Origin of the sequence: Mesorhizobium sp. SP-1A (assembly GCF_032460275.1) — a bacterium.
In the GTDB taxonomy this organism is placed as follows: domain Bacteria; phylum Pseudomonadota; class Alphaproteobacteria; order Rhizobiales; family Rhizobiaceae; genus Mesorhizobium.
In genome coordinates this window covers 377,289-400,244 of sequence record NZ_JAVXZD010000005.1, presented here as the reverse complement: position 1 = coordinate 400,244, position 22,956 = coordinate 377,289, and the positions used below count along the sequence as shown (strand labels likewise).

The window sequence follows — 22,956 nt, the reverse complement described above, 5'->3', positions numbered from 1 at the left end:
GATCGGCGCGCGCGGATATCCATCTTGGCCGCGAGCAAAGTCTCGTGAGACCGGATACGTTTGTGCAGACCTCTCACGCCGCCTTCAAAACCCTCTTGCAGACGGGGCGGGCCATACGTTTTTTGAACCGCAGACCTTCGCAGCGCAGGAACCGCCACACCGCGTCATGCGACACCTTCACCCCGCGCGCTGCGAGTTCCGCCTTCAACCCGTGCAGCGTCAAATGCGACGTCTGATTGATCCGCTCCACGATGAATGCCCGGTGCGGCTCGAGAAGCCGTTGGCGATGCCCGCCCATCTTGCCCGGAGTAACCGAACCCGTCCTCCGATAGCGTTGATGCCACTTCACTGCCGAGGACACCGCCACGCCGAACCGGGCGGCCACCGAGCGGCAGCTCTCGCCGGCGACGATCGCGCGTACAACGCGCTCGCGAAGATCGTTGGAAAGAGGTGCTGTCATCAGATGCTGGCCTCCTGCCCAGCCAGCATTTTGAATCACAAAACTATCAAACAGGGAATCCCGTCGATTCCGTCAATCCGTGAAACGCTCTAGCCGCGCGACAGCAGCGCCGCGTTGATGCCGGCCATGTCCTTCTCCTGCGGTGCGGTTTCCAGCGCCAGCACCGGCAATTGCGCGCGCAGATGGTCGTGATGGGTGCGCACCCCATATTCGAGGTCGGACAGGTAGAAGCCGGCAAACGCCTCCGACAGCATGGATTCGTTCGACCACACCGAAAGCTGCACGTCCTCCGCCTGCGTGTCGCGGTCGATGCGCAGGGCGAGATAGCGCGCGGCCGCCTGCTCCCGGGTCTCGTCCGCATGGCGGTAGATGGCCCCGCGCAGCAGCGTCTCGCCCGTCGAAAGCGGGAATTCCTGGTAGAACTGCACCGTCTCCGGCGTGGTGGCGATCACCGCATTGGGGAAGATGCCGTAATAGACCCAGGCCTTGCGCAGGTTCTCGGGCAGGTGCTTCGCCTCCGGCGCGATCCGCACATAGTTGCGCACGCTCCAGCGCCGTCCGGCGTGCGGATTGTAGGTGGCGAAGGAGCGCGACACGCCGTTGACGAAGGGTTCGTCGTAATAGGTCGATCCGTAGAGGTCCTGCAACGCCGGATGCGCCATGGCGACGTGATAGCCCTCATTGTCCACGTCGCGCACCGATTTCCAGTTCACGGGCGATTTCTGGGTCCAGATGCCCCATGAAGGCACCATTTCCTCCGTGCGGTACTGCGCGAATTCGGCCGCCACCGGCTTCAGCAGTTCGGCCACGGAAGGTTGCGGCCCGCCGCTGCGGAAGCGGATGAAGATGAAGCCCATCCAGATTTCCAGGTCGAGCGGCATCAGGCCGAACTCGTCCTTGTCCAGTTCGGGAAAGGAGTTCGGGCGGGCGGCGCCCCGCAACGTGCCGTCGAGATTGTAGACCCAGCCGTGGAAAGGGCAGACCAGCGCGTTCTTGCACGTGCCCTGCTCGTCGGCGACGACGCGACTGCCCCGGTGCCGGCAGATGTTGTGGAAGCCGCGCACCCTGCCGTCCTTGCCGCGCACCACCAGCGCGCGTTCGCCGATCACGTCCATCGTCAGATAATCGCCGGCGGCAGGCACGTCCGAGACGTGCCCGACGATCTGCCAATGGTTGCGGAAGAGGCGGTCCTTCTCCAGTTCGAGCAGCGCCGCGCTGTGATAGGCCCAGCCCGGGAGCCCCCTGCGGTCCCAATCATTGGGAACCGCCACGTCACGGATGTGCGGGTTCATCGGCGCGACCTTTATTGAATGCATATTCAATAAGATCACATTTTCCGTTCAAATGCAATGGTTTGCGCAGGTGTCGCAAATTTCGAAGAGATCGCGGCAGAGATTTTCGCCGTCTTTTCCGGCACTTGGAACAGGCATTGGCCGGACGCGTCAGCCGTCGAATTCGTCCAGTTCGGCCACTGCCGTCAATATGCCGCGCACGTCGAGCATCGAGAACGGCTTTTCGAGCACCGGCGGGCTTTGGCCGGGCGGCAATGCCTCCATCTCGGCACGAGCGCCGACGAGGTCGCCGGTCACGAGCACCAGGCGCCGGGCCAAGTGCGGCCGCTCGGCGAGCAATTGCTGATGGATGCCGACCCCGCCCAGGCCGGGCATGCGCAGGTCGGAAAAGATGATGTCGGGCTCCTGCGCGCCGGCCAGGATGCGGGCGGCCGAGACCCAGCCCGTCACCACCTGCGACTTGATGCCCATCAGCTCCAATATGTCCGACAGCGAAGCTGCGACGTCGGGCTCGTCATCGATGATGAGCGCCCGGCGCAGAGCGCTCGACCTCGACAGCCTTTCCGCGACGACGCCGTTGCCGGGCGCCACCGCCGGCAGTTCGACCAGGAAGCGCACGCCGTGCGGGTCGGCGTCCTCGAACCAGATGCGGCCGTCATGGCGCTCCACGATCGACTTAGAGATCGACAGGCCGATGCCCGTGCCCACCCCGACGGGCTTGGTGGTGAAATAGGATTCGAAGATGCGATGCCGGATCGAGGGAGGAATGCCCGGCCCGCTATCCTCCACGAAGAAGCCGGGGGCGCCCTCGGCGCCGCGATAGGTGCGCACCTTGATGAGCCGGCTGCCGTCGGTGCCCGCCAGCGCATGCTGGCTGTTGATGAGGAAATTGGCCACGACCTGGGTGAGGTGATCGGCATCGGCCAGGACCAGCAGCGGCCCCTCGGCGAAGTCGCTGTCCATGGTGATGCCGTTGGAGCGGGCGCCATAGGCGGTCAGTTCCAGCGCCGCACGCACCACCTGGTTGAGGTCGGTCTGCGTCTGGACGCTGGGATGCAGCCGCACCATCGACAGGAAGCTCTTGACGATGCGCCCGCAGCGCTCGGCGGCCGCCCGCACCTTCTCGGCCCGCAGCTTGGTCTGCTGGTCCGAGGCGAATTCATGCAGCAGCGTCGACTGCGCCACCACCACCGCCAGCGGATTGTTCAGCTCGTGCGAGACGCCGGCCAGCAGCGAGCCCATGGCCGCCATCTTCTCGTTCTGGTGCAGCTTCTCGCGCTGGCGATGGATCTCCTCCTCCGCGCGCAGCTTCTCGCGCAGGTCGCGGATCGAGCCGATCGTGATGCGCCGGTCCGCCACCTTGACCACGGAGGCGGTCAACTCGATCGGAATGATCTCGCCGAGCGCATTCTGGGTCACCGTCTCCATGCGCCGGCCGATCATCGGCGCGCCCCGGCCGGCGAGATATTCGCCGCCGTTGGAGTAGCCCTGGCGGTAGTAGACGGGCACGACCGTATCGAGGATGTCCTTGCCGATGACCTCGGCCTTGGGCCAGCCGAACAGCTTTTCGGCGGCCGGGTTGAACTCGATGATCTTGCCCGTCTCGTCGAGCACCATCACGGCGTCGAGCGATGCCTGCAGCAGCGTCGCGCGGATGACGTCGTTGACATGCGCCTCGGACTGCGAGCGCTCGATGGCGTCGCCGAGCGCAAGCGCCACGATCTCCATCGTCGCCTTGTCCTCGTCGGTCCAGATGCGCTCGTCCACGCAATCGTTGATCGCCACGGAGCCCCAGGAATTGCCGTTGGCGCGCACCGGCACCGACAGGAACGACTTTATCCGCTGGTTCTCGAAATCGCGTCTGAGGAAGCCTTCTATGTCGCGGGTGAGGCCGGCGAACATCTTGCCCTGCCTGCCTTCCACCGCCACCTTGCCCAACAGCGGGTCCATATGGACGACGGCCTGCGGGATCACCGAGGGCGGCGAGGCCACCCCGGCGATCGAGCCGTCCACCCAATAGGCCTCCACGGACTGGGTGAGCCCCTGCCCCATGTCCTCCAGCCTGAACAGGATGGCGCGGTGCGCCGCGAAGGAGCGGCCGAGCAGTTCCAGCAGTTCACTGATTTCCTGGCGCCAGTCGACCGCATGGCGCAGCCGGCGCAGGATGCGCGCCGCCGCGACCGCCGGGCTTTCCTCCCGCGGCGCCGTGCCGCTGCTTGGCAGCGTGGTTTCCGTCCTGCGCAGGGGAGCCTCCCTCGGAAAACCCCCGTCGCCCGGCCGGCCGTCAGTCTGCGCCGACATCTTGAACCGGCAAGGAGAAGATATAGCCTTCGCCGCGCACCGTGCGCAGAAATTTCGGATTGGCGGGATCGCTCTCGATCCGCTTTCTCAGCCGCATGACCCGGATGTCTACCGCCCGCGAGGATTCGTCCGGGTCTTCGGCGAAGCCGATCGCCTCCGAAAGCGCCGCCCGCGTCAGCAGCCGGTTCGGGCGGGTGAGGAATATTTCGAGCACGTCGAACTCGCTCTTGGTCATGTCGACGGCGGTGCCGCCGGGCCCGACCACCATGCGCGCGTCGAGATCGGCCCGGAACGGACCGAAGCCGACCGAGCGGCGGCGCAGCGGCGCGGCGTCCTTGCCGCCTTCCTTCACAAGGGCGGCCGGTTGTGGCACGCGGCGCAGCACGCTGCGCACCCGCGCCAGCACTTCACGCAGTTCGTACGGCTTGACGATGTAGTCGTCGGCGCCGAGCTCCAGCCCGACGATGCGGTCGAGCGTCGTGCCGGCGGCCGTGGCGTAGATGATGCCGACCTGCATCCTGCCGCGCAGCCACCGCCCGAGCGACAGGCCGTCCTCGCCCGGCATGGCGATGTCGAGGATGGCAAGGTGGAACGGCTGGGTTTCCAGCTTGTGCCTGGCGTCGGCCGCGTCTGCGGCCGTTTCCGCCTCGTAGCCGTTGGCGACCAGATATTCGGCCACGGCCTCCCTCAAATCCGGCTCGTCCTCGACGATGAGTATCCGTGCGCGCAGTGTCGTCTCGCCCCCGCTTCCAGAGGAAGTTAGATTGGGTGTAAACATCCTGTCTAGGGCTCTTCTATCGGGTGGCGGGGGCAGGCGGAAAAATGGCGGCAAGACCGGTGGTCGCGCTGATCTGTGTGGCCGGGGTGGTGGCGGACGACCTTGCCGGCCATCTGCAGCGACGCGGCAACGACACGCGCATGGCCAGGCAGGCCTGGGAGGCCGAGACCGTGCTTTCCGCCGGCGGCATCGATGTCGCGGTGGTGGGCGACGAACTGTCCCAGGCGGAGGCGCGCAACCTGCTGCGGCGCCACGGCGGCGAAGGCGGGCCGGATTTCATCCTGATCTGCCGCCCGGGCGACCTGCTCGACAAGGTGCTGGCGCTCGAACTCGGCGCCGCGGACGCCGTCGAGAGCCCGCTGGTGGTGCGCGAGCTGGCCGCGCGCATCGGCCGCCTGCTGGCGCGCCGCGGACGCAACGCGCAGGAACTGGTGGTGCTGGAAAACGCCACGGTCGACATGAGGTCGGCCATGGTCATGCACGCTTCGGGCGCGGAGGAGCAGTTGTCTCCCGGCCAGGTGGCGCTGCTGAAGCTGTTCGTGGCGAGCCCGCGCAAGGTGCTGACGCGCGACGACATCATGGCCGCCGCCCCGGCCGAGAACGCCGACGCCTTCGACCGCTCCATCGATTCGCGCATCGTGCGGCTGCGCCGCAAGCTGAACACGGCCAGCATCGCCACCATTCGCGGCTCCGGCTATCGCTTCGATCCGCCGGAACCGCTTTCGGAGTGAAACGGCCGCCGCCGGGTCAGCCCAACGCCGAAACATGCAGGCTCGAACCCGGCGACGCGCCCGACTGCGCTGCCGAGCGATGCACGGTGAGGCCGGTCTCGCCCGTGCGATCGCGCAGCAGCGCCCCAGCAAGCCCCGCAAAGCCCAGAAGGCCGTGCGCATAGAGCAGTGCCGAGAGGATGGAAGCGGCAAGCTTCCTGTTCATCGTCTCAACTCCTGAAATTGTCGGCGGGCAACGGCCCGGCTCCGGGCCAGTCCCCCGCGAAAACCCCACCACGCCCGGCCGCCCGGGACAGGTCCCCCGAAGCGCCCGCGCCGCATGCAGAGCCCCCTGCAGCGGCGCGGGCGTCCGGGTCTCGCTGCGGCACACCGCGCGAGGTGTTGCGCATCATCGAAAGCCGCCGGCCAACCCGCCAGGTGGCCCGCAGGCGATGGACGCGCAAACTGGATCCGATACCGACCACGGCGAAGAACGACCCGGCATAGGCCAGCAGGATCTCACTGCCGTCGAGGCCGCCCACCACCCGGCTCACACCGTGCGCCGCGGCGACCGCGCCTTCCGCAGCCAGCCCGATCGCCGTCGCGGCAACCGCCGGAGCGACGAGCCCGGCCGCAGCGGCCAGTCGTATATGCGTGACGTGGGCGAGCATGCCCCTCCAGCCTTTCGCTTTCGTTCTTCGAAGATTCGCATCCGGCTGTTTCCGCTTCATGCCGTGAAGACGCGGTTTCTGTTGCAATCCCGTTTCGAAAGGACAGAGTTTTCTTTCGTTTTGAAGAAATCGTAGTTCAGCGCCGGCTGGCGCTCTGTCAGCGCCGCCGCTCAAGAGCGCCTTCTTTACGGTCGCATCGGTCTTCGGCTCCAAAAGGAAACATAATCGAAACGATAAGAATTATCTAACGAAATCGATCCGAAACATGCCGCAGCGATAAGCATGTCCATCGCTCAACCGAAATCGGCCGCAACGGCGGCAAGGAGACAGACATGCGCATCGCAACATCGGCGTCCCTGATTCACATCGCGGCCGCCTTCGCCGGATCGGCTATCCTGCTTGCTGCGGCAGAGAACACCGCGCGGGCGGCGGACAGCCTCGTGGCCCGCATATCGCTGTCGCGCCAGACCATGCAGGTGCTGGCGGAGGGCCGCCCGGCCTTCGAATGGAAGGTCTCGACGGCAGGCAGCGGCTTCGTCACGCCGACCGGCTCTTTCCGCCCGACCCGGATGCACGAGATATGGTATTCGAAGAAATACGACAATGCGCCGATGCCGCATGCGGTGTTCTTCAGCGGCGGCTATGCCGTTCACGGCACCAGCCAGATCGCGCGCCTCGGCCGGCCGGCCTCGCATGGCTGCGTCCGGCTGCACCCCGATGCCGCCGCCGACTTCTACGAACTGGTCGAGGCGTTCGGGCCGACCCACACCAGGATCATGATCGTTCGCTGAATATCCGGCGCAAGCCCGCCTCCGTCCGGCCCGCCGGGCGTCGTGCTGGCAGCCCGGCCGCCCCGGGTCAGCGCATGGCCAGCGCCGGCTGGGTCCAGCGCGCGACGATGAGCCGGTAGGGGATCAGCGCAAAGACGGCGATGGCGAGCTTGACCGAGAGATCGCCTAGCGCCCACGACACCCAGCGCATGGCCTCGACCGGCAGCACGCCCATCAGCGGCGCCGTCTCCAGCGCGAAGGCGTCGCTGGGGCCGGCAAAGGCGAACGCGCCGGAAAAGGCGACGGAGAAGAACACCGCCGTATCGAACAGCGAGCCGGCCAGCGTGCCGAAGATCGGCGCCCGCCACCAGCTTTGCCGCCGCAGCCGGTTGAACACCGTCACGTCGAGCAATTGGGCGGTGAGGAAAGCCGCGCCCGAAGCCATGGCTATGCGCGCGAGCCGTGCCGCCGCCGTGTCGAATTCGATGACGCCGAGCCGGAACAGGAGCGGCGGAACCACGATCGAGCAGATCACCGCCGTCATGAAGCCGACGAACACGATGCGCCGCGCCACGGCCGGCCCGTAGCGGCGGTTGGCGAGGTCGGTGACGAGGAAGGAGAACGGGTAGGTGAACGCGCCCCAGGTCAGGATGTCGGCCAGCGAAAGGCCGGCGACCATGCCTTGCATGGGAAATTGCACGAGCACGTTCGAGGCCACGACGACAAGCGCCATGGCCACCACGAAGGGCAGATATCGCTTCAGGAAATTCATTTTTTTAACCTGGGTGATGGAACCAGTGGAACGCCCGCAAGGCGCCCCGGCAAGGCGGTGTCCCCCGCCTCGATCCGGTTTGTCAGGCCGCCTGCTCGGCGACCTTCTTGGCGATCTGCTTCTTCAGCAGGCGTGCCCGCTGCGACAGCTCCTTCTCGTCGGCCTTGGCCAGGAAGCCGTCGAGGCCGCCGCGATGCTCGACCGAACGCAGCGCCGCCGCCGAGATGCGCAGGCGCACGTTCTGGCTCAGCGCTTCCGAGATCAGCGTGACGTTGACGAGGTTCGGCAGGAAGCGACGCCGGGTCTTGTTGTTGGCGTGGCTCACATTGTTGCCGGTCTGAACGGCTTTGCCGGTGAGTTCGCAGGCGCGGGACATTTTGCTACCTTCAGTTCTCGGGCCAAGCATCTGTACCGCGCGGGGCGGCGCGCGGATGGCTAAAGCGGCCTCATGGAAAAAGTTGGCGTTCCATAGGGTCATTTCGCAGGAACGTCAAGCGCACTGTTTCCGTCCGCCGTTCGAAAGCCGCACGCCGCGGAAACCGTCGCCGGCTATGCCGGTGCACAGGTCGAACCATTCGCAGCCCTGGCAGGCGCCGCGCAGGTGTCCGGTCCGGAAAGCTTCGCGCATGCGCCGCAGCATGTCCGGTTCGAGGACCATCCGCACGCCCTCGCGCACCGGACGGCCGAGCAGCGCCTCCACGGCGGCGGCCGCGCGCTTGTCGCGCTCGGTCACGCTGTCGCAGAGACAATGCGGCTGCGCATCTTCGAGCAAGGGCTTGCAGATATCGTCCGGCCCGGTGACGAGGAGCAGGTCCTCGCCGTCTCCGAGCCGTTCGACGACCCTGTCATAGCCTTCGACGAAGGCGCTGCTGTAGCCCTTGCCGACATAGGCCAGCATGCACAGCAGATGGTGCGCGCGGATGCGGACGGTCAACCGCCCGGCCTCACGTCGCGCCCTGTCCGCGTCGGGTCAGCTCTTCGCCCGGCGCATCACCTCGACGGTGGCGCTCGCCAGCACTGCCTTCAGGATGCCGCCGAGCACGAAGGGCGCGAAGCCGAACACATAGGCCTTCTCCATGCCGATCATCATGGCCAGCACGGCGGTGCCGAGCACCAGGATGAAGGCGTTGCCGATCAGCATGGCCGCGACGTTGCGCAGCATCTTGCCCTCGGCCGTCCAGCCGCGCTCGGCCAGCCAGCCGACCAGCGCCGCCGCCAGCGGGAATGCGGCGAGATAGCCGGCGGTCGGACCCGCGAAATGCACGATGCCGCCCGAGCCGCCGGCGAGCACCGGGAAGCCGACTGCGGCTTCCGCCAGCCAGGCCAGCACGGTGACGGTGCCGAGGCGCCAGCCATAGAGGGCGCCCACCAGCGTCACCGCGAAGGTCTGCATCGTCATCGGCACCGGGAACATCGGCACCTCGATCCAGGAGGAGACGGCCAGGAAGAGGGTGCCGAGCACGACGGCCGTCGCCTTCAGCGCCAGCGGGCGGCCAGCGAGGCGCAAGGGGACGAAAGTAGGAGCGGTAAGGACGTTCATCGAAATCCTCCAGAGATTGGGCGCAGCGTCGCCTTACGGCGCGTCAGCGGCATATTTCACAGGCGCATGGTGCAACGCAACAGGATTTCCCGCGTTGAGGCCAAGGCTTTGCCGCCGGATGGCTCCAGATCCGCGCACCATAGAATGGCCGGATTGCCCCGCTTGAGACTTCGGCCGCGTGCCTTCCGGCGGACCGTTGCGCCGTTCGACGCAGGAAGGCTACGCTCCGCGAGCCCGTGAAGAGAGACCGACGTCCGATGTTTCGTTCCCTCCCAAATCTCTATTTCCAAGTAGTTCCGGACGGAAAGCCGCTTCGCACTTTTCCCGGAATGGCTCTGGTGTTGCTGCTTCTGGCCGCCGCCCTGCCGGATCCGGCGGCTGCCGCCGGCGGCGAAGCCTTCAAGGGCGAATATACGGTTTCCTTCCTGGGGCTGACGGTCGCGCGGGCAAGCTTCTCCAGCCGCTACCAGGGCGACGGCTACTCCATCAACGGCAGCGTGGCGGCCGCCGGTCTCGCCCGCCTTTTCGACGACACCGAGGGCTCGCTGACGGCTTCGGGCGCCCTTTCGGCCGACCGCCTCGTGCCGCGCGCTTTCCGCGCCGACTATAAATCCGGCAAGAAGGCCTCACTGGTCGACATCCGCTTTTCCGGAGGCGGCGTCGCCTCGACCAAGGTAGTGCCGCCGCCGAAGCAGCGCGGCGACGACTGGCTGCCGCTCGGCCCCAACGACCTCAAGGGCGTCACCGATCCGATCGCCGCCACCGTGGTCCGCGCGCCCGATCCGGACAAGGTCTGCGGGCGGACCGTCAAGATGTATGACGGCGAGATGCGCGCCAACCTGAACCTGTCCTTCGTGGAGAAGGGCACCATCTCCGTGAAGGGCTATAAAGGGCCGACCGTGACCTGCCGGCTCGGTTTCGAGCCGGTCTCCGGCTTTGCCCAGCGGCGCAAGGCGCTGAGATTCCTGCGGGACCGCTCCCGCATCCTGGTAACGTTTGCGCCGGTCGGGAAAACCGGCATATATGCGCCCATCCGCGCGACGGTGGGGACGGAGATCGGCACCATAACCATCCGCGCGCGGCGTTTCGAGGCGAACGGCTAGGCGCAGGCACGCGCCGCCGCCCACGCCGGGAGGGGGATATGGCGCGCGCGACCTTGATCGGCTTTTCGGCGGTGGCCATGTGGGCGCTGCTGGCGCTGCTGACCGACGCTTCCGGCACCATGCCGCCCTTCCAGCTTTCGGCCATCACCTTCGCCATCGGCACCTGCGTCGGCCTCGCCGCGCGGCTGCTGACGCCCGCCCCCGCGGCGCGCGTGAAAATTCCGCCGCAGGTCTGGGCCATCGGCATCCTCGGCCTGTTCGGCTATCACTTCTTCTACTTCACCGCGCTGCGCAACGCGCCGGCCGTCGAGGCGAGCCTGATCGCCTATCTGTGGCCGCTGCTGATCGTGCTGGGCTCGGCGCTGATGCCGGGCGAGCGGCTGGCCTGGTACCATGTCGCCGGCGCCCTGCTCGGCCTTGCCGGCACCTTCCTGATCGTCACGCGCGGCGGCGCGCTGGCCTTCGACCCGCGCTACGGCTTCGGCTACGCCATGGCAGCCGTCTGCGCCGTGCTGTGGTCGTCCTATTCGCTGCTGTCGCGGCGCTTTCCGTCCGTGCCGACCACGGTGGTGACATGGTTCTGCGCCGCCACCTCCGCGCTCTCGCTGGTCTGCCACCTGCTGCTCGAACACACCGTCTGGCCTGAAAACGCCGGCCAGTGGCTGGCGGTGCTCGGCCTCGGCCTGATGCCTGTGGGCGCGGCCTTCTATGCCTGGGACATCGGCGTGAAGCGCGGCAACATCCAGGTCCTGGGCGCGGCCAGCTATGCCGCGCCGCTGCTTTCGACGCTGGTGCTGATCGTCTTCGGCTTTGCCGAGCCCTCCTGGCGCATTCTCGCCGCCTGCGTGCTGATCACCGGCGGGGCGGTGCTGGCCGCCAAGTCGCTGCTGTTCGGCAGGCGCGCGCCGCTGCGCGACGGGGCCGGCGCATGATCCCGCTGCCCTTTGCCGGCGGCATCGAGGCGACGCCCAACGCCACCCTGCTGTTCTCGCTGGCGGCCGCGATCATCTATGCCTGCGCGCCGCCGACACCGCCGCGCCTGTCACGCACGGCGGCCAAGGCCGGTTCGGTCGCGTTGCTCGCCCTGCTGGCCTTCCTGCAGGGCGGCCCCTGGCTGCTGGTCGCCGCTCTGGCGCTCAGCGCCATCGGCGACGCCTTCCTGTCGCGCGAAGGCGAAGCCGCCTTTCTCGGCGGGCTCGCCAGCTTTCTTGCCGCGCACCTCGTCTATATCGCGCTGTTCCTGAAGACCGGCAGCGGGCTCGAAGCCTTCCGCGCCGCGCCCTGGCATCTGGCGCTGGCGCTCGCCATGGCGGGGTTCGCGCTTCTCATGCTCCGGCTGCTGTGGCCGCGGGTGGGCGCGTTGCGGATGCCGGTCGCGGCCTATGTCGCGGCGATCCTCGCCATGGGATTGGCGGCGTTGACCACCCCTGCGCTGGCGCTCATCGGCGGCGCGGTGCTGTTCATGGCCTCGGACGCCGTGCTGGCCACGGAAAAGTTCCTCATGGCGCAGGACTCGCCGCACCGCGCCTGGATGCACCGCGCGGTCTGGTTGCTCTATTATCCCGCGCAGGCCGTCATCACGCTGGGCTTGCTGCTCGCTTGACGCCGGCGTCAGAAAGTGTCCTTGCGGCGGCGGATCTCGGCAAACACCTCGGCGTCGGAGGCGTTCTCCATGCCGAGATTGCTGCGAATGGCCGGGTCGCCCCAGCGCAGGAACGGGTTGGTCGCCAGTTCCTCGCCGATCGTGGTCGGCAGCGTCGGCTTGTCCCGCGCCCTCAGCGCCTCGATCTTCTTCACCCGTGCCTGCAAGGCCGCGTTGCCCGGATCGATGGTCAGCGCGAAACGCGCATTGGCCAGCGTATATTCATGGCCGCAATAGACGACCGTTTCATGCGGCAGCGCCGCCAGCTTCTTGAGCGACGCATGCATCACCGGCGCCGGCTTCTCGAACAGGCGCCCGCAGCCCAGCGCGAACAGCGTGTCGGCGGTGAACACCACTTTCGATTTCGGGAAGTGATAGGAGACATGGCCGGCCGTGTGGCCGGGCGTCTCGATCACCTCGATCGCCTCGCCGCCCAGGCGCAGGGTCGAGCCTTCGCCGACACCATGGTCGATGCCGGGAATCTTCGCCCTTTCCGCCTCGGGCCCGACGATGCGCAGGCCGAAACGCTTCTTCAGCGCCTCGTTGGCGCCGACATGGTCGGCATGGTGATGCGTGGTGAGGATCAGGCCCGGCGTCCAGCCGGTGCGCTTTACGGCGGCCAGGATCGGTGCCTCCTCCGGCGCATCGACCAGCGCGACCTCGCCGCTCGCCGGATCGCGCAGCAGCACGCCGAAATTGTCGGTCAGGCACATGAACTGTTCGATCTCGATGGCCATATGTCCGTCTCCCGGTTGCATCCAAAACGCCGCGGTCCGGGACCAGAGATAGGGCTTGCCGTGGCCGCTGTCACCCGGCGGGGCGGCCCGCGCCGACATGGGAGGGTTTGTTGAATTCGTCGTCCATCGCAGATAGCGTCGCGCCCATGCATTCCGACATCGTCGATCTCCGCTCCTTCTATGCGAGTCCGCTGGGCAGGCTGGTCGAGCAGTCGATCACCATGGCGCTGTCCTCGATCTGGGCGACGATCCCCAACGAGCGGCTGGTCGGCCTCGGCTACACCCTGCCCTGGCTGGAACGCTTCGGCGCCGACGCCGAGCGCGTCTTCGCCTTCATGCCGGCCACGCAGGGCGCCGTGGTGTGGCCGGCGACCGGGCCCACCGCTACGGCCCTGGTGTTCGACGAGGAATTGCCGCTGGTCGATTCCTCTATAGACCGCATGCTCCTGGTCCACTCGCTCGAACATGCGGAAAACCCGCGCGAGACGCTGAACGAGATCTGGCGCGTGCTGTCGCCGGCCGGACGCGCCCTCATCGTGGTGCCGAACCGGCGCGGCGTCTGGGCGCGCTTCGAACACACGCCCTTCGGCACGGGCCGCCCCTATTCGCGCTCGCAGCTTGCCGAATTGCTGCGCGAAGCGAACTTCACCCCGGCCGCATGGTCGGACGCGCTCTATTTCCCTCCCTCGCAAAGCAGTTTCCTGATGCACTTCCACAACATCCTCGAGCGCGGCGGCAGGCGGCTTTGGCCGATCTTTTCCGGCGCCATCGTGGTGGAAGCGCAGAAGCGGCTCTACCAGGGCATACCGGCGGTGCAGCGCGCCTCGCGCCGCGTCTTCGTGCCGGTACTTACGCCGCAGGGAGCAACCGGCCTGCGCAGGCAGGCCGGCGGCGGCCGCATCGGAACGCCGCCATGAGCGACAGCCGCGACGCAGAGTACCAGTCCAGCAGCTTCAGGGACCAGTTGGCGACGATCCGCGAGGGTCTGAGCGGTTCGCCGGTGCGCCGGGCGTTGCTGTGGCTGGCCTTCGGCATCCTGGCCGTCGTCGTGGCGACCTCCTACGGGCAGATCCTGCTCAACCGCTGGAACCAGCCGTTCTATGACGCGCTGCAACGGCGCGACTTGCCGCAATTCCTGCAACAGCTCGTCGTCTTCGCCGCCATAGCCGGTGGCCTGCTCGCCCTCAACATCGGCCAGCAATGGCTGAACCAGCGCTTCCGGCTGCACCTGCGCGAGGCGCTGACGCTCGACCTGATCGACCAGTGGATGAAGCCCGGCCGCGCCTTCCGCGTGGCGCATGCCGGCGCCATCGGCGTCAATCCCGACCAGCGCATGCAGCAGGATGCGGGACATCTGTCGGACCTTTCGACGGACCTCGGCCAGGGATTGCTTCAATCGGTGATTCTGCTGGTCTCTTTCGTCGGCGTGCTGTGGGAGCTTTCGTCCGGCTTCGTGTTCCACATCGGTGGCCACGCCGTCGCCATACCCGGCTACATGGTGTGGGCGGCGTTCCTTTATGCCGGCACCGCCTCCTGGCTGAGCTGGCTGGTCGGACGGCCGCTGATCCGGCTGAACAGCGAACGCTATGCGCGCGAGGCGAATTTGCGCTCCTCCATGGTGCGCGTCAACGAACATGTCGACGCCGTCGCGCTCGCGCGAGGCGAGGCTGGAGAACGGCGCAGGCTGGAGACCGATCTGGGCTCGCTGCTTTCGGCCATGCTGCGCATCTATACCGCCCAGATCAACCTCGCCTGGGTTACCGACACCTATGGCTGGATCACCGTTGTGGCGCCGATCCTGGTGGCCGCGCCGGTCTATTTCGCCGGCGACATCTCCTTCGGCGGCCTGATGATGGCCGTCGGCGCCTTCAACCAGGTGCATTCCTCGCTGCGCTGGTTCGTCAACAATATCGGCTCCATCGCCGACTGGCGCGCCACGCTGATGCGCGTCGCCGATTTCCGGCTGGCGCTCGGCGAGGCCGAACAGCTCCACGGCCAGGAACGGCGCATCGAGTTCACCGAAAACGCCGACGGCCGCATGACCTTCGACAGCCTTGAGATCGTCTCGCCGGGCGGCTGCACCCGCCTGCGCGACGAGCACGCCGCGATCAGGCCGGGAGAGCATGTGCTGGTCACCGGCGACCCCAGCGCCGGAAAGACCCTGTTCTTCCGCGCGGTGGCCGGGTTGTGGCCCTGGGGCACGGGGCGCATCGGCATGCCGGCGGGGCAGTCGCCGGTCTTCGTGCCGCGTACTCCCTATTTCGCGCCCGGTACGCTGCGCGAAGTGCTGGACGGTTCCGACGGCGACAAGCCGCCACGCGACGACGACCTCAAGGCGCTGCTGGCGGAAGTCGGGCTGGAGCGCCTTTCAGGCTCGCTCGACCGCACCGCGCGCTGGGACCATGAGCTGAGCGAGGACGAGCAGCGGATCCTGGCCTTCGTCTCGGTCGCGCTCCGGCAGCCGGACTGGGTCGTCATAGACGAGGCTCTCGACACCTTCGACGGCGCCACGGCCAAGCGCGTGCTCGCCATGTTCGCCAAGCATCTGCCGAAGGCGGCGATCCTCAACATCGGCCGGGGCCAGCACAATTACGAATTCTTCCCGCGCACGCTGGACATCGTCAAGGACACCTCCGGCAAGGCGCTGGGACCGGCGCGCATCCGCGCCGGCGCCGTCGAGCCGCCTCCGCCGCAGGAACGGCGCCGGGCCTGAGCGACGACTTTCTGCCCTGGCTATGAGGCGGGCTGCGCGCTCCTGCCGACGGCTTCCAGGTCGTAGGACGTGGTTTGGTAGACCTGGTTGATCCAGTTGCCGAACAGCAGATGGGCGTGCGAGCGCCAGCGGTTGAGCGGTTTGCGCGTCGGATCGTCGTCGGGATAATATTCGTGCGGAACCTCAATGCGGACGCCGGCCGCCACGTCGCGGTCGTACTCTTCCTTCAGCGAGGTGGAATCATATTCGATGTGGTTGAACATGTAGAGCCGGTTGCCGGTCGCCTCCGCCAGCAGGCAGGGGCCGGTCACGTCCGATTCCATCAGCATGTCCAGTCCCGTGCCTGAGGAAATGTCGGCGCTGCGCACCTCGGTCCAGCGCGAGACGGGAATGGCGAAATCGTCCGAGAAGCCGGCGAGATAGGGCGATGCCGGCGCGTGGTTGCGGTGGCGGAACACGCCGAAGGCCTTCTTCTCCAGCGTGTATTTCGGCACGCGATGGAAATGCCAGGCGGCCGCCATCGCCCCCCAGCAGATGAAGAAGGAGGAATGGACGTGGCTGGTCGTCCAGTCGAGGATTTGCTTCAACTCGTCCCAATAGGTCACGTCCTCGAAGGGCAGCAGCTCGATCGGCGCGCCGGTGATGATGAAACCGTCGAACTTGCGCTCCTTCACCTCGTCCCATGTCTGGTAGAACGAGATCAGGTGCTCCTCGGGCGTGTTCTTGGCCTTGTGGTTGCCGATGCGCACCAGCGTCAGCTCCACCTGCAACGGCGAGGCGCCGATCAGCCGCGCGAACTGGGTCTCGGTGCGGATCTTGTTCGGCATCAGGTTCAGGAGCCCGATCTGCAGCGGACGGATGTCCTGCCGCAGCGCCGTGCCTTCGTCCATCACGGACACGCCCTCGCGCACCAGCACTTCGCGGGCGGGGAGTTGATCGGGGATCTTGATCGGCATGGCACAAGCTCCAAAAAAGGGCCGGCTCAAAACAAAAAGCCGGCGGCGAAATCGCGACCGGCCCGTACGGACTTGTTGTCTGCGGCCCTTTTTAGCGACTTCTTTTACGTGGCTGCAAGCCGACCGGCAAATCACCACGAACGCCGCCCGTATCTATGCCCGCCGGCGGTCTCCGTCAATGGCAATGCGGCACGCCGCGCCTAAGCGGACCGCGTCTCCCCTCGACAGAACCCGCCATGGCCTGTATTTCCCCAGCGGCCCCGCACTTCAGGCTTTGCGACGGATCCTTCGGCATGGAAAAGACAGCAGATCAGGCACGTCCCCGCCCCCGCGCGGGCATCATGGACATCGAGGCCTACGTGCCGGGCAAGAGCGCCGCTCCCGCGGGCGTGAAGCTGCATAAACTGTCCTCCAACGAGAACCCGCTGGGCGCCTCGCCCAAGGCGATCGAGGCAGCGCGCGAGGTCGCCGCTCGGCTGGAATTCTATCCCGACGGCACCGCCATGCGCCTGCGGCAGGCCATCGCCGAGGCGCATGGGCTGAACGCCGCCAACATCGTCTGCTTCAACGGCTCCGACGAGGCGCTCGCGCTCTTGTCGCGCATCTATCTGGAGCCGGGCGGCGAGGCCATCCACACCGAGCACGGCTTCCTCGCCTATCCGATCTACACGAAGGCGGCCGGCGCCACGCCCGTGGTGGCCGGGGAGAAGGACGAGCGCGTCGATGTCGACGCCATCCTCGCCGCCGTCACGCCGCGCACCAGGATGGTGTTCCTGGCCAACCCGAACAACCCGACCGGCACCTATATCCCGTTCGAGGAGGTGCGACGCCTGCACGCCGCCCTGCCCAGGCACGTGCTGCTGGTCCTCGACGCGGCCTATGCCGAATTCGTGCGGCGCAACGACTACGAGGCCGGCGTCGAGTTGGTCGCCGGCAACCAGAACGTCGTCATGACCCGCACTTTCTCCAAGGTGCACGGCCTCGGCGGCGCGCGCATCGGCTGGTGCTATGCGCCGGCCCATGTCGTGGAGGCGCTGGAGCGCGTGCGCGACCCCTTCAACGTCACCGCCACGGCCATCGAGGCCGGCGTGGCCGCGATCCGCGACCGTGCCCATGTCGACAAGAGCCTTGCCCACAACGACACCTGGCTGCCCTGGCTGACCGAGCGGCTGACCGCGCTCGGCCTGCGCGTCACGCCAAGCGTGTGCAACTTCATCCTTGTCCATTTCCCCGGCGACGGGAAGCATTCGGCATCTGCGGCCGACGACTATCTCACCGCGCGCGGCTATATCCTGCGGCGCGTTGCAGGCTACGGTTTTCCCAACGCGCTGCGGATGACGGTCGGAACCGAAGAAGCCAATCGCGGCGTAGTCGCCGCACTCACGGATTTCCTGAAAAGCTAGAACAATGTCCGAACCCATGTTTGAGAAAATCGCGCTGATCGGCATCGGCCTGATCGGCTCGTCGCTGGCGCGCGTCATTCGCCGCGAGAACCTTGCCCGCCACGTCGCCATCGCCACGCGCAGCACCTCAACGCTGAAGCGCGCCGAGGAGCTTGGCCTTGGCGACAGCTACACCACCGACCTGAAGCAGGCCGTGCGCGCCGCCGACCTCGTCATCGTTTCGGTGCCGGTCGGGGCTTCCGGCGAGGTCGCCGAGGAGATCGCGCCGGCGCTGAAGCAGGGCGCCATCCTCACCGATGTCGGCTCGACCAAGGCCTCCGTCATCGCGCAGATGTCGCCGCACGTGCCGCAGGGCGTGCACTTCATCCCTGGCCATCCGTTGGCCGGCACGGAGAAATCCGGCCCGGACGCCGGCTTCGCCGAGCTGTTCGAGAACCGCTGGTGCATCTTCACGCCGCTGGAGGGCACCGACCCGGCGGCGCTGGAGAAGCTGTCCGAATTCTGGCGGCGCTGCGGCGCCAACATCGACACGATGGACCCGGCCCATCACGACATGACGCTGGCGATCGTGTCGCACCTGCCGCACATCATCGCCTACAACATCGTCGGCACCGCCGACGATCTCGAGACGGTGACCAAGTCGGAGGTCATCAAATACTCGGCTTCCGGCTTCCGCGACTTCACCCGCCTCGCCGCCTCCGACCCCACCATGTGGCGCGACGTGTGCCTGCACAACAAGGACGCGATCCTGGAGATGCTGGCGCGGTTCTCGGAAGACCTCGCTTCCCTGCAAAGGGCGATCCGCTGGGGCGACGGCGAGAAGCTGTTCGACCTGTTCACCCGCACCCGCGCCGTGCGCCGCTCGATCATCGAGGCGGGACAGGACATCGACGCGCCCGACTTCGGCCGCCAGGCGGTGGAACACCCGCACAAGCCGAACTGAGGGCGGCCTGCGCCTTTTGAGCGGTCGGCGGCGCAGAGCCCGGCCGGCCGCTAGTCCCGGCTGCTCATGTCTTGGCGAAGCGGCGCAGCAGCTGGCGTTGCAGCTGTTCCAACGGCATCAGCATCGCTCCGCCATACCGATCGACGATCCACAGCGACAGCATCGCCACAGGAACCGCGATGATTGCGGCGCCGACCATGTCGAGCGGATAGTGGACCCCGAGATAGATGCGCGACCAGGCCACCAGGACGCCGAGCGCCGTTGCCAGCCAGGCCGCCGCCCAGCGCCGTGTCATGAACAGGACCGCCGCCCAGACGGCGAAAGCCAGGCCGTGATCGCTGGGAAAGGAGGCGTCGGGGCTGTGGCTGATCAGCAAGTGCCCCAGCCCGATCATGAATGGGCGCGGCCGGAAAGCGACTGCCCCGATCACGTAGCCGACGGCGCCGGCAAGGATCAGCGCGAGCACCAGCGCCAAGGCCGTCAATCGATTTCGCTGCCCGCCTGCGATCCACAGTTTGGCGAGGTAGAGCGGAATGGCGAGGATGACGAACTTGGCGGCGAAGATCGCCAGCCATTCGACGCCTGCATTGGGATTGACTCCGGCATTCAGAAGCAGGAACAGTTTGGTGTCGAACTGGAACATGAAAAGCCTGTCAGGGTCTGCGATGCTGCCGCGTGCACCACAATGATGGCGGTATCATGCCCGATAGTTCGATGGCCGGCTGCGGCAGTCACAGTCGACGGCATCGATGCGTCAATGCATGGGCGGTTGCCCGTGACGGGCAGGACGACGTAGCAGGGCAGGCAGGTCATGGACGTTGTTTCGTGGAGCGTCGCCGCACCGGCGCTCGGTTCGGCCTTCGCGGCTTCCCTGGTCGAGATGGTGGAAGCCTTCACCATCGTTCTGGCGGTCGCGACGTTGCGCGGCTGGAAGCCGGCCGTTCTCGGCGCTGCGGCCGGACTGGCTGTGCTCGGGCTTTTGACGCTCCTGCTCGGCCCGCTGCTCAACCGCGTTCCCCTTCATCTTCTGCAGCTGGTCATCGGCGTTCTCCTCCTGCTGTTCGGCATGGGATGGCTGCGCAAGGCCATATTGCGGTCCGCCGGCATCATCGCCCTGCATGACGAGGAAGCGATCTTCCAGTCCGAGCAGGCGCAGTTGCGGCAGGCCGGCGGCGGGGCCGCGCTCGGCTGGGTGGCCGGCCTGGCGGCGTTCAAGGCCGTGCTTCTGGAAGGGCTGGAAGTCGTCTTCATCGTCATCGCGGTGGGGGCTGGACGCGGCCTGCTCTGGCCTGCGTCCCTTGGCGCGCTGGCCGCCTTCGCGAGCGTCGGCGTAATCGGCATTCTCGTGCGCAAGCCGCTCGCGAGCGTGCCCGAGAACACGCTGAAGTTCGGCGTCGGCGTCATGCTCTCGAGCTTCGGCGTGTTCTGGACCGGTGAAGGCCTCGGCATCGACTGGCCGGGGCAGGACCTGGCCCTGTTGCTGTTCGCGGCCCTGTTCCTGATGGTCGGCCTCGGCGCCGCTTCGCAGTTGCGGCAGCCGCGGCGGGAGGCGTTGCATTGAGCGTCCTTGCCGAAGTCGTCCGGGAACTCCTCGGCATGTTTGTGGCCGACGCCAGGCTGACCCTCGCCACGCTCGCGCTGGTCGCGGTCGTGGCCGCGCTGCTGCTTGCCGTGCATGTCGCTCCGATGCTCGCCGGCGCGATCCTGCTGGTCGGCTGCTTCGCCGTTCTCATCGAGGCGACCGTCCGGGAAGCGCGGCGCCGACGCAGGTGAACCTTGCATGCGCGCGCGGCCTCGGGCAGTCGCTGCCGATCGTTGCGAAGGCGCACAGGACAAGCTGAACACCGGTCCGCCGAGAGCGCGGCGGGCTGCATTTTCGTCCTGGCGCGCCTCCGGATATCGTGTATCAACGACGCGCAACTGCGCTGATGGGATTGGCCTGCCAAGGGAGTTGCCTGACTGGTTGGCTGGCGTCCGGGCGGATGCAGCGAGCCGCGCCAGGCAGCCAGATTTCGGGAAGTGGTTTCGAGGTCGTCAATGGAAAAGGTTGACAGCGCGCCGGCCGCCGAGGCTCAGCCTGCGAAGACGCTCCCGCACGGTTCCGCCCTTTGGAAGCGTCTCGACGATTCCTGGCGGACGGCGAAATGGGCGGCCTTGCGGTGGCTGAACCGGCGCGAGATCGCGGCCGTCAAATCCGCCTTCGCCGAGCAGCCGCTCGCACGCATCCTTGCGAAATATCCCGACATTCCGCTCAAGCCGGTACGGCCCTACCTTCTGAGCGGCCTCAAGCGGCGCGACCGCCCGGCGGCCGTCATCAGGCATTATGCGGCGGCGGCCCGCATCCTCACCGCCGAGGCATTGGTGGAAAGCCACACGACCGGCGTGAGGCTCCTGTCGCTGCCTACGCAGGCAGGCGAGATCACCGTGGACCTGGCCGGACAGGGACCGTTGTATCGCGAGGCGGAATGGCGGCTGGTGCTGAATGTGGACAGGCGGCCGGTGGTCGAAATGGGCTTGGCCATCGTCGAACCGAGGCTTGTGCAATTTGGCGGAAGCGGCGAGGTTTTCTGGATCGGCGTGCTGAAGACGGTGCTTGCCGGGAAGCACGGGCTTGAGGATTCACGGGCGCTGACCAAGGCCCTGGAAGGCTTGAGACCAAAAGCCCTGCTGCTTCTGGTCGCCCAGGCGCTGGCCGGCGCGTTCAATCTCTCCGGAATATTCGCGGCATCGAACAAGGGCCACGTCTTCGCGGGCGACTACAGCCTGCGCCGACGCATCAAGGCGGATTACGACAGCTTCTGGACCGAATCCGGCGGCAACCGGGTCAGCCCGGCCGTGTTCGCGCTGCCGCTCGTCAAGACGCAGCGCGATCCGTGCGAATACAAGCCCAACAAGCGGGCCCAGATCCGTCGTCGCCAGATGCTGGAACAGGAGATCGAGAAGCAGGTCCGCGAAGCGGTCGCGCCGCTGCTGGCTTAAAGGGCCCTCGGCTCTAGAAGTCTCTTTCAGCCGCCGGCTTGACCAGGCGAGGCGCTCTTCGATTGCTGCCCGGAGTTTACCGCGCATACGGATATGCGCCCGGTTGGATCTCGTGGTTGCTCCGCCAACGGTACAGACTTTGTTGATCATGAAACGGCAGGGTTAACAAATTGCACTGCGAAACACCTTGCTAACCCTTCCCCTTAAAGAAAAGGTCCATTTTTAAACGCCTTTTAACCTTTACAATTGATTATCCCCCCGACAACGGGTGAAGTCCGGCTCACGAGCATCGAGGCCGGCCCCGCCACACAAGGGGTGACGCATGTTCAGTTTTGCAAGCAAAGCCGCCCTCGCCGGGCTGTTGGTCGGGATCGCATCGCCTGTGCTGGCGGCGGACCTGATCGAACCGCCGGTCGAGGCGGCGCCGGCCCAGCCCGTCTATCAGGAAGCGGACTACGGCGGCTGGTACATCCGCGGCGATCTCGACTACCACAAGTCGCAATGGCGCGGCGCCCGCTACACCGTCTACGGCACGCCCGGCGGCTTCAACGAATTCGATTCCGGCAAGCTGCGCGGCGCCTTCTCGCTGGGCGGCGGCGTCGGCTATCAGGTGACCCGGCATTTCCGCGCCGACCTGACCGGCGACTACTGGTTCAAGTCGGGCTTCGACGGCTCGACCGTCGGCACCTGCGGCGGCACCGGCCTGCCCTGCGTGTCGAGCGACACCAGCCGCATGTCGGCCTTCCTGCTCCTGGCCAACGCCTATGTCGATCTCGGCACCTGGAACGGCTTCACCCCCTATGTCGGCGCCGGTATCGGCGGTGCCCACATCAAGTGGGACACGCTGGTCAACACGGATGACGACGGCACCTTCCAGCACCAGGGCGGCAAGGGCTGGCGCTTCGCCTATGCGCTGATGGCAGGCACCTCCTACTGCCTGACCGATCGCGCCAAGCTCGACGTCGGCTACCGCTTCACCCACATCGACGGCGGCCGCATGTTCGACTACGCCAACGGCGCCGGCCCCGGCTTCGACAAGGGCTTCAACACCCATGAGGTGCGCGCCGGCCTGCGCTACCAGTTCGGCAATTCGGACTGCGCCCCGCCCCCGCCGGTGGTCGCCTACGAGCCCGAGCCGCTCTACACCAAATAGGCCGCGCCCGATCCAGTTAACCAGACGAACCGC

The 22,956-nt window shown here is 66.8% G+C and carries 25 protein-coding genes, 1 pseudogene and 1 riboswitch; of the genes and pseudogenes, 13 read left to right on the top strand and 13 right to left on the bottom strand.

Annotated elements, in window-relative coordinates; genetic code table 11:
• Positions 1–112: 112 nt before the first annotated feature.
• The 4 genes and pseudogenes from QU595_RS23460 to QU595_RS23445 form a co-directional block, all read right to left on the bottom strand.
• Positions 113–463, bottom strand: a pseudogene (locus QU595_RS23460) (helix-turn-helix domain-containing protein); the annotation flags it as partial.
• A gap of 86 nt (positions 464–549) precedes the next feature.
• Entirely contained in the window at positions 550–1,752 is a 1,203-nt protein-coding gene (locus QU595_RS23455; RefSeq protein WP_315926461.1) for an aromatic ring-hydroxylating dioxygenase subunit alpha, read from the bottom strand.
• Between the two features lie 150 nt (positions 1,753–1,902).
• Positions 1,903–4,053, bottom strand: a complete 2,151-nt coding sequence (locus tag QU595_RS23450; protein ID WP_315926459.1) for an ATP-binding protein — start codon at positions 4,051–4,053, stop codon at positions 1,903–1,905.
• Positions 4,037–4,831: a response regulator transcription factor gene (locus QU595_RS23445; RefSeq protein ID WP_315926457.1), complete on the bottom strand. Its 795-nt coding sequence runs from the start codon at positions 4,829–4,831 to the stop codon at positions 4,037–4,039. The genes QU595_RS23450 and QU595_RS23445 overlap by 17 nt, the downstream gene beginning before the upstream one ends.
• A 44-nt stretch (positions 4,832–4,875) precedes the next feature.
• On the opposite strand from QU595_RS23445, the gene QU595_RS23440 reads away from it, so the two are divergent.
• Positions 4,876–5,562, top strand: a complete 687-nt coding sequence (locus tag QU595_RS23440; protein WP_315926455.1) for a response regulator transcription factor — start codon at positions 4,876–4,878, stop codon at positions 5,560–5,562.
• 16 nt (positions 5,563–5,578) lie between these two features.
• Here the strand turns inward: QU595_RS23440 and QU595_RS23435 are convergent, their stop codons facing one another.
• Positions 5,579–5,767, bottom strand: coding sequence for a hypothetical protein (locus tag QU595_RS23435; protein ID WP_315926453.1), 189 nt, complete (start codon positions 5,765–5,767; stop codon positions 5,579–5,581).
• A gap of 4 nt (positions 5,768–5,771) precedes the next feature.
• Positions 5,772–6,212 carry a hypothetical protein gene (locus QU595_RS23430; protein ID WP_315926451.1) on the bottom strand — a complete coding sequence of 147 codons (441 nt, stop codon included), beginning with the start codon at positions 6,210–6,212 and terminating at the stop codon, positions 5,772–5,774.
• Positions 6,213–6,544: 332 nt separating this feature from the next.
• On the opposite strand from QU595_RS23430, the gene QU595_RS23425 reads away from it, so the two are divergent.
• Complete coding sequence (locus QU595_RS23425; protein WP_315926449.1) at positions 6,545–7,003, top strand: L,D-transpeptidase; 459 nt, start codon at positions 6,545–6,547, stop codon at positions 7,001–7,003.
• 67 nt (positions 7,004–7,070) lie between these two features.
• Here QU595_RS23425 and QU595_RS23420 read toward each other — a convergent pair whose 3' ends face one another.
• The 4 genes from QU595_RS23420 to QU595_RS23405 all read right to left on the bottom strand — a co-directional run bounded on the left by QU595_RS23420 (position 7,071) and on the right by QU595_RS23405 (position 9,294).
• Positions 7,071–7,754, bottom strand: coding sequence for a queuosine precursor transporter (locus tag QU595_RS23420; protein WP_315926447.1), 684 nt, complete (start codon positions 7,752–7,754; stop codon positions 7,071–7,073).
• An 82-nt stretch (positions 7,755–7,836) separates the two neighbouring features.
• Positions 7,837–8,130: a 50S ribosomal protein L28 gene (rpmB, locus tag QU595_RS23415; RefSeq protein WP_315926445.1), complete on the bottom strand. Its 294-nt coding sequence runs from the start codon at positions 8,128–8,130 to the stop codon at positions 7,837–7,839.
• 114 nt (positions 8,131–8,244) lie between these two features.
• Complete coding sequence (locus tag QU595_RS23410; protein WP_315926443.1) at positions 8,245–8,688, bottom strand: DUF1284 domain-containing protein; 444 nt, start codon at positions 8,686–8,688, stop codon at positions 8,245–8,247.
• 36 nt (positions 8,689–8,724) lie between these two features.
• Complete coding sequence (locus QU595_RS23405; RefSeq protein WP_315926441.1) at positions 8,725–9,294, bottom strand: biotin transporter BioY; 570 nt, start codon at positions 9,292–9,294, stop codon at positions 8,725–8,727.
• A 329-nt stretch (positions 9,295–9,623) separates the two neighbouring features.
• On the opposite strand from QU595_RS23405, the gene QU595_RS23400 reads away from it, so the two are divergent.
• The 3 genes from QU595_RS23400 to QU595_RS23390 are packed head-to-tail and all read left to right on the top strand — an operon-like array spanning position 9,624 to position 12,000.
• On the top strand, positions 9,624–10,397 hold the full coding sequence (locus QU595_RS23400) for a DUF3108 domain-containing protein (RefSeq protein ID WP_315926439.1): 774 nt from the start codon (positions 9,624–9,626) through the stop codon (positions 10,395–10,397).
• Positions 10,398–10,435: 38 nt separating this feature from the next.
• Positions 10,436–11,329, top strand: coding sequence for a DMT family transporter (locus QU595_RS23395; RefSeq protein ID WP_315926437.1), 894 nt, complete (start codon positions 10,436–10,438; stop codon positions 11,327–11,329).
• A complete protein-coding gene (locus tag QU595_RS23390) occupies positions 11,329–12,000 on the top strand; it encodes a lysoplasmalogenase (RefSeq protein ID WP_315926507.1) in 672 nt (223 codons plus the stop codon). The genes QU595_RS23395 and QU595_RS23390 overlap by 1 nt, the downstream gene beginning before the upstream one ends.
• An 8-nt stretch (positions 12,001–12,008) precedes the next feature.
• On the opposite strand, the gene gloB is transcribed toward QU595_RS23390, so the two are convergent.
• Positions 12,009–12,776 carry a hydroxyacylglutathione hydrolase gene (gene gloB / locus QU595_RS23385; protein ID WP_315926435.1) on the bottom strand — a complete coding sequence of 256 codons (768 nt, stop codon included), beginning with the start codon at positions 12,774–12,776 and terminating at the stop codon, positions 12,009–12,011.
• A 146-nt stretch (positions 12,777–12,922) separates the two neighbouring features.
• Here gloB and QU595_RS23380 point away from each other — a divergent pair, with 146 nt between their 5' ends.
• The gene (locus tag QU595_RS23380) at positions 12,923–13,693 is read left to right on the top strand and encodes a class I SAM-dependent methyltransferase (RefSeq protein ID WP_315926505.1); all 771 of its coding nucleotides are present in this window, start codon (positions 12,923–12,925) and stop codon (positions 13,691–13,693) included.
• Positions 13,690–15,489: an ABC transporter ATP-binding protein/permease gene (locus QU595_RS23375; RefSeq protein WP_315926434.1), complete on the top strand. Its 1,800-nt coding sequence runs from the start codon at positions 13,690–13,692 to the stop codon at positions 15,487–15,489. Before QU595_RS23380 ends, QU595_RS23375 begins: the two co-directional genes overlap by 4 nt.
• A gap of 20 nt (positions 15,490–15,509) precedes the next feature.
• Here the strand turns inward: QU595_RS23375 and metA are convergent, their stop codons facing one another.
• Positions 15,510–16,445 (bottom strand): homoserine O-succinyltransferase, encoded by a 936-nt coding sequence (gene metA / locus QU595_RS23370; RefSeq protein ID WP_315926432.1) that lies wholly within the window; start codon positions 16,443–16,445, stop codon positions 15,510–15,512.
• 69 nt (positions 16,446–16,514) lie between these two features.
• Positions 16,515–16,593: riboswitch (SAM riboswitch) on the bottom strand.
• Positions 16,594–16,738: 145 nt separating this feature from the next.
• Here metA and hisC point away from each other — a divergent pair.
• The gene (gene hisC / locus QU595_RS23365; RefSeq protein WP_315926430.1) at positions 16,739–17,848 is read left to right on the top strand and encodes a histidinol-phosphate transaminase; all 1,110 of its coding nucleotides are present in this window, start codon (positions 16,739–16,741) and stop codon (positions 17,846–17,848) included.
• 4 nt (positions 17,849–17,852) lie between these two features.
• On the top strand, positions 17,853–18,791 hold the full coding sequence (locus QU595_RS23360) for a prephenate/arogenate dehydrogenase family protein (RefSeq protein ID WP_315926428.1): 939 nt from the start codon (positions 17,853–17,855) through the stop codon (positions 18,789–18,791).
• A 64-nt stretch (positions 18,792–18,855) separates the two neighbouring features.
• Here the strand turns inward: QU595_RS23360 and QU595_RS23355 are convergent, their stop codons facing one another.
• Positions 18,856–19,434 carry an undecaprenyl-diphosphatase gene (locus tag QU595_RS23355; protein ID WP_315926426.1) on the bottom strand — a complete coding sequence of 193 codons (579 nt, stop codon included), beginning with the start codon at positions 19,432–19,434 and terminating at the stop codon, positions 18,856–18,858.
• Positions 19,435–19,602: 168 nt separating this feature from the next.
• Here QU595_RS23355 and QU595_RS23350 point away from each other — a divergent pair, with 168 nt between their 5' ends.
• The 4 genes from QU595_RS23350 (at position 19,603) to QU595_RS23335 (ending at position 22,923) form a co-directional block, all read left to right on the top strand.
• Positions 19,603–20,352: a hypothetical protein gene (locus QU595_RS23350; protein ID WP_315926424.1), complete on the top strand. Its 750-nt coding sequence runs from the start codon at positions 19,603–19,605 to the stop codon at positions 20,350–20,352.
• Entirely contained in the window at positions 20,349–20,564 is a 216-nt protein-coding gene (locus QU595_RS23345) for a hypothetical protein (RefSeq protein ID WP_315926422.1), read from the top strand. The genes QU595_RS23350 and QU595_RS23345 overlap by 4 nt, the downstream gene beginning before the upstream one ends.
• Positions 20,565–20,828: 264 nt before the next feature.
• Positions 20,829–21,770, top strand: coding sequence for a DUF535 family protein (locus QU595_RS23340; RefSeq protein ID WP_315926420.1), 942 nt, complete (start codon positions 20,829–20,831; stop codon positions 21,768–21,770).
• Between the two features lie 322 nt (positions 21,771–22,092).
• On the top strand, positions 22,093–22,923 hold the full coding sequence (locus QU595_RS23335) for a porin family protein (protein WP_315926418.1): 831 nt from the start codon (positions 22,093–22,095) through the stop codon (positions 22,921–22,923).
• The last annotated feature ends 33 nt before the right edge of the window (positions 22,924–22,956 follow it).

What these genes read in the sequence shown, in the direction of transcription:
- QU595_RS23455 (WP_315926461.1), bottom strand. Translation starts at nt 1,752, where the DNA reads ATGAACCCGCACATCCGTGACGTGGCGGTTCCCAATGATTGGGACCGC.
- QU595_RS23450 (WP_315926459.1), bottom strand. Translation starts at nt 4,053, where the DNA reads ATGTCGGCGCAGACTGACGGCCGGCCGGGCGACGGGGGTTTTCCGAGG.
- QU595_RS23445 (WP_315926457.1), bottom strand. Translation starts at nt 4,831, where the DNA reads ATGTTTACACCCAATCTAACTTCCTCTGGAAGCGGGGGCGAGACGACA.
- QU595_RS23440 (WP_315926455.1), top strand. Translation starts at nt 4,876, where the DNA reads ATGGCGGCAAGACCGGTGGTCGCGCTGATCTGTGTGGCCGGGGTGGTG.
- QU595_RS23435 (WP_315926453.1), bottom strand. Translation starts at nt 5,767, where the DNA reads ATGAACAGGAAGCTTGCCGCTTCCATCCTCTCGGCACTGCTCTATGCG.
- QU595_RS23430 (WP_315926451.1), bottom strand. Translation starts at nt 6,212, where the DNA reads ATGCTCGCCCACGTCACGCATATACGACTGGCCGCTGCGGCCGGGCTC.
- QU595_RS23425 (WP_315926449.1), top strand. Translation starts at nt 6,545, where the DNA reads ATGCGCATCGCAACATCGGCGTCCCTGATTCACATCGCGGCCGCCTTC.
- QU595_RS23420 (WP_315926447.1), bottom strand. Translation starts at nt 7,754, where the DNA reads ATGAATTTCCTGAAGCGATATCTGCCCTTCGTGGTGGCCATGGCGCTT.
- rpmB (WP_315926445.1), bottom strand. Translation starts at nt 8,130, where the DNA reads ATGTCCCGCGCCTGCGAACTCACCGGCAAAGCCGTTCAGACCGGCAAC.
- QU595_RS23405 (WP_315926441.1), bottom strand. Translation starts at nt 9,294, where the DNA reads ATGAACGTCCTTACCGCTCCTACTTTCGTCCCCTTGCGCCTCGCTGGC.
- QU595_RS23400 (WP_315926439.1), top strand. Translation starts at nt 9,624, where the DNA reads ATGGCTCTGGTGTTGCTGCTTCTGGCCGCCGCCCTGCCGGATCCGGCG.
- QU595_RS23395 (WP_315926437.1), top strand. Translation starts at nt 10,436, where the DNA reads ATGGCGCGCGCGACCTTGATCGGCTTTTCGGCGGTGGCCATGTGGGCG.
- gloB (WP_315926435.1), bottom strand. Translation starts at nt 12,776, where the DNA reads ATGGCCATCGAGATCGAACAGTTCATGTGCCTGACCGACAATTTCGGC.
- QU595_RS23380 (WP_315926505.1), top strand. Translation starts at nt 12,923, where the DNA reads ATGCATTCCGACATCGTCGATCTCCGCTCCTTCTATGCGAGTCCGCTG.
- QU595_RS23375 (WP_315926434.1), top strand. Translation starts at nt 13,690, where the DNA reads ATGAGCGACAGCCGCGACGCAGAGTACCAGTCCAGCAGCTTCAGGGAC.
- metA (WP_315926432.1), bottom strand. Translation starts at nt 16,445, where the DNA reads ATGCCGATCAAGATCCCCGATCAACTCCCCGCCCGCGAAGTGCTGGTG.
- hisC (WP_315926430.1), top strand. Translation starts at nt 16,739, where the DNA reads ATGGAAAAGACAGCAGATCAGGCACGTCCCCGCCCCCGCGCGGGCATC.
- QU595_RS23360 (WP_315926428.1), top strand. Translation starts at nt 17,853, where the DNA reads ATGTCCGAACCCATGTTTGAGAAAATCGCGCTGATCGGCATCGGCCTG.
- QU595_RS23355 (WP_315926426.1), bottom strand. Translation starts at nt 19,434, where the DNA reads ATGTTCCAGTTCGACACCAAACTGTTCCTGCTTCTGAATGCCGGAGTC.
- QU595_RS23350 (WP_315926424.1), top strand. Translation starts at nt 19,603, where the DNA reads ATGGACGTTGTTTCGTGGAGCGTCGCCGCACCGGCGCTCGGTTCGGCC.
- QU595_RS23340 (WP_315926420.1), top strand. Translation starts at nt 20,829, where the DNA reads ATGGAAAAGGTTGACAGCGCGCCGGCCGCCGAGGCTCAGCCTGCGAAG.
- QU595_RS23335 (WP_315926418.1), top strand. Translation starts at nt 22,093, where the DNA reads ATGTTCAGTTTTGCAAGCAAAGCCGCCCTCGCCGGGCTGTTGGTCGGG.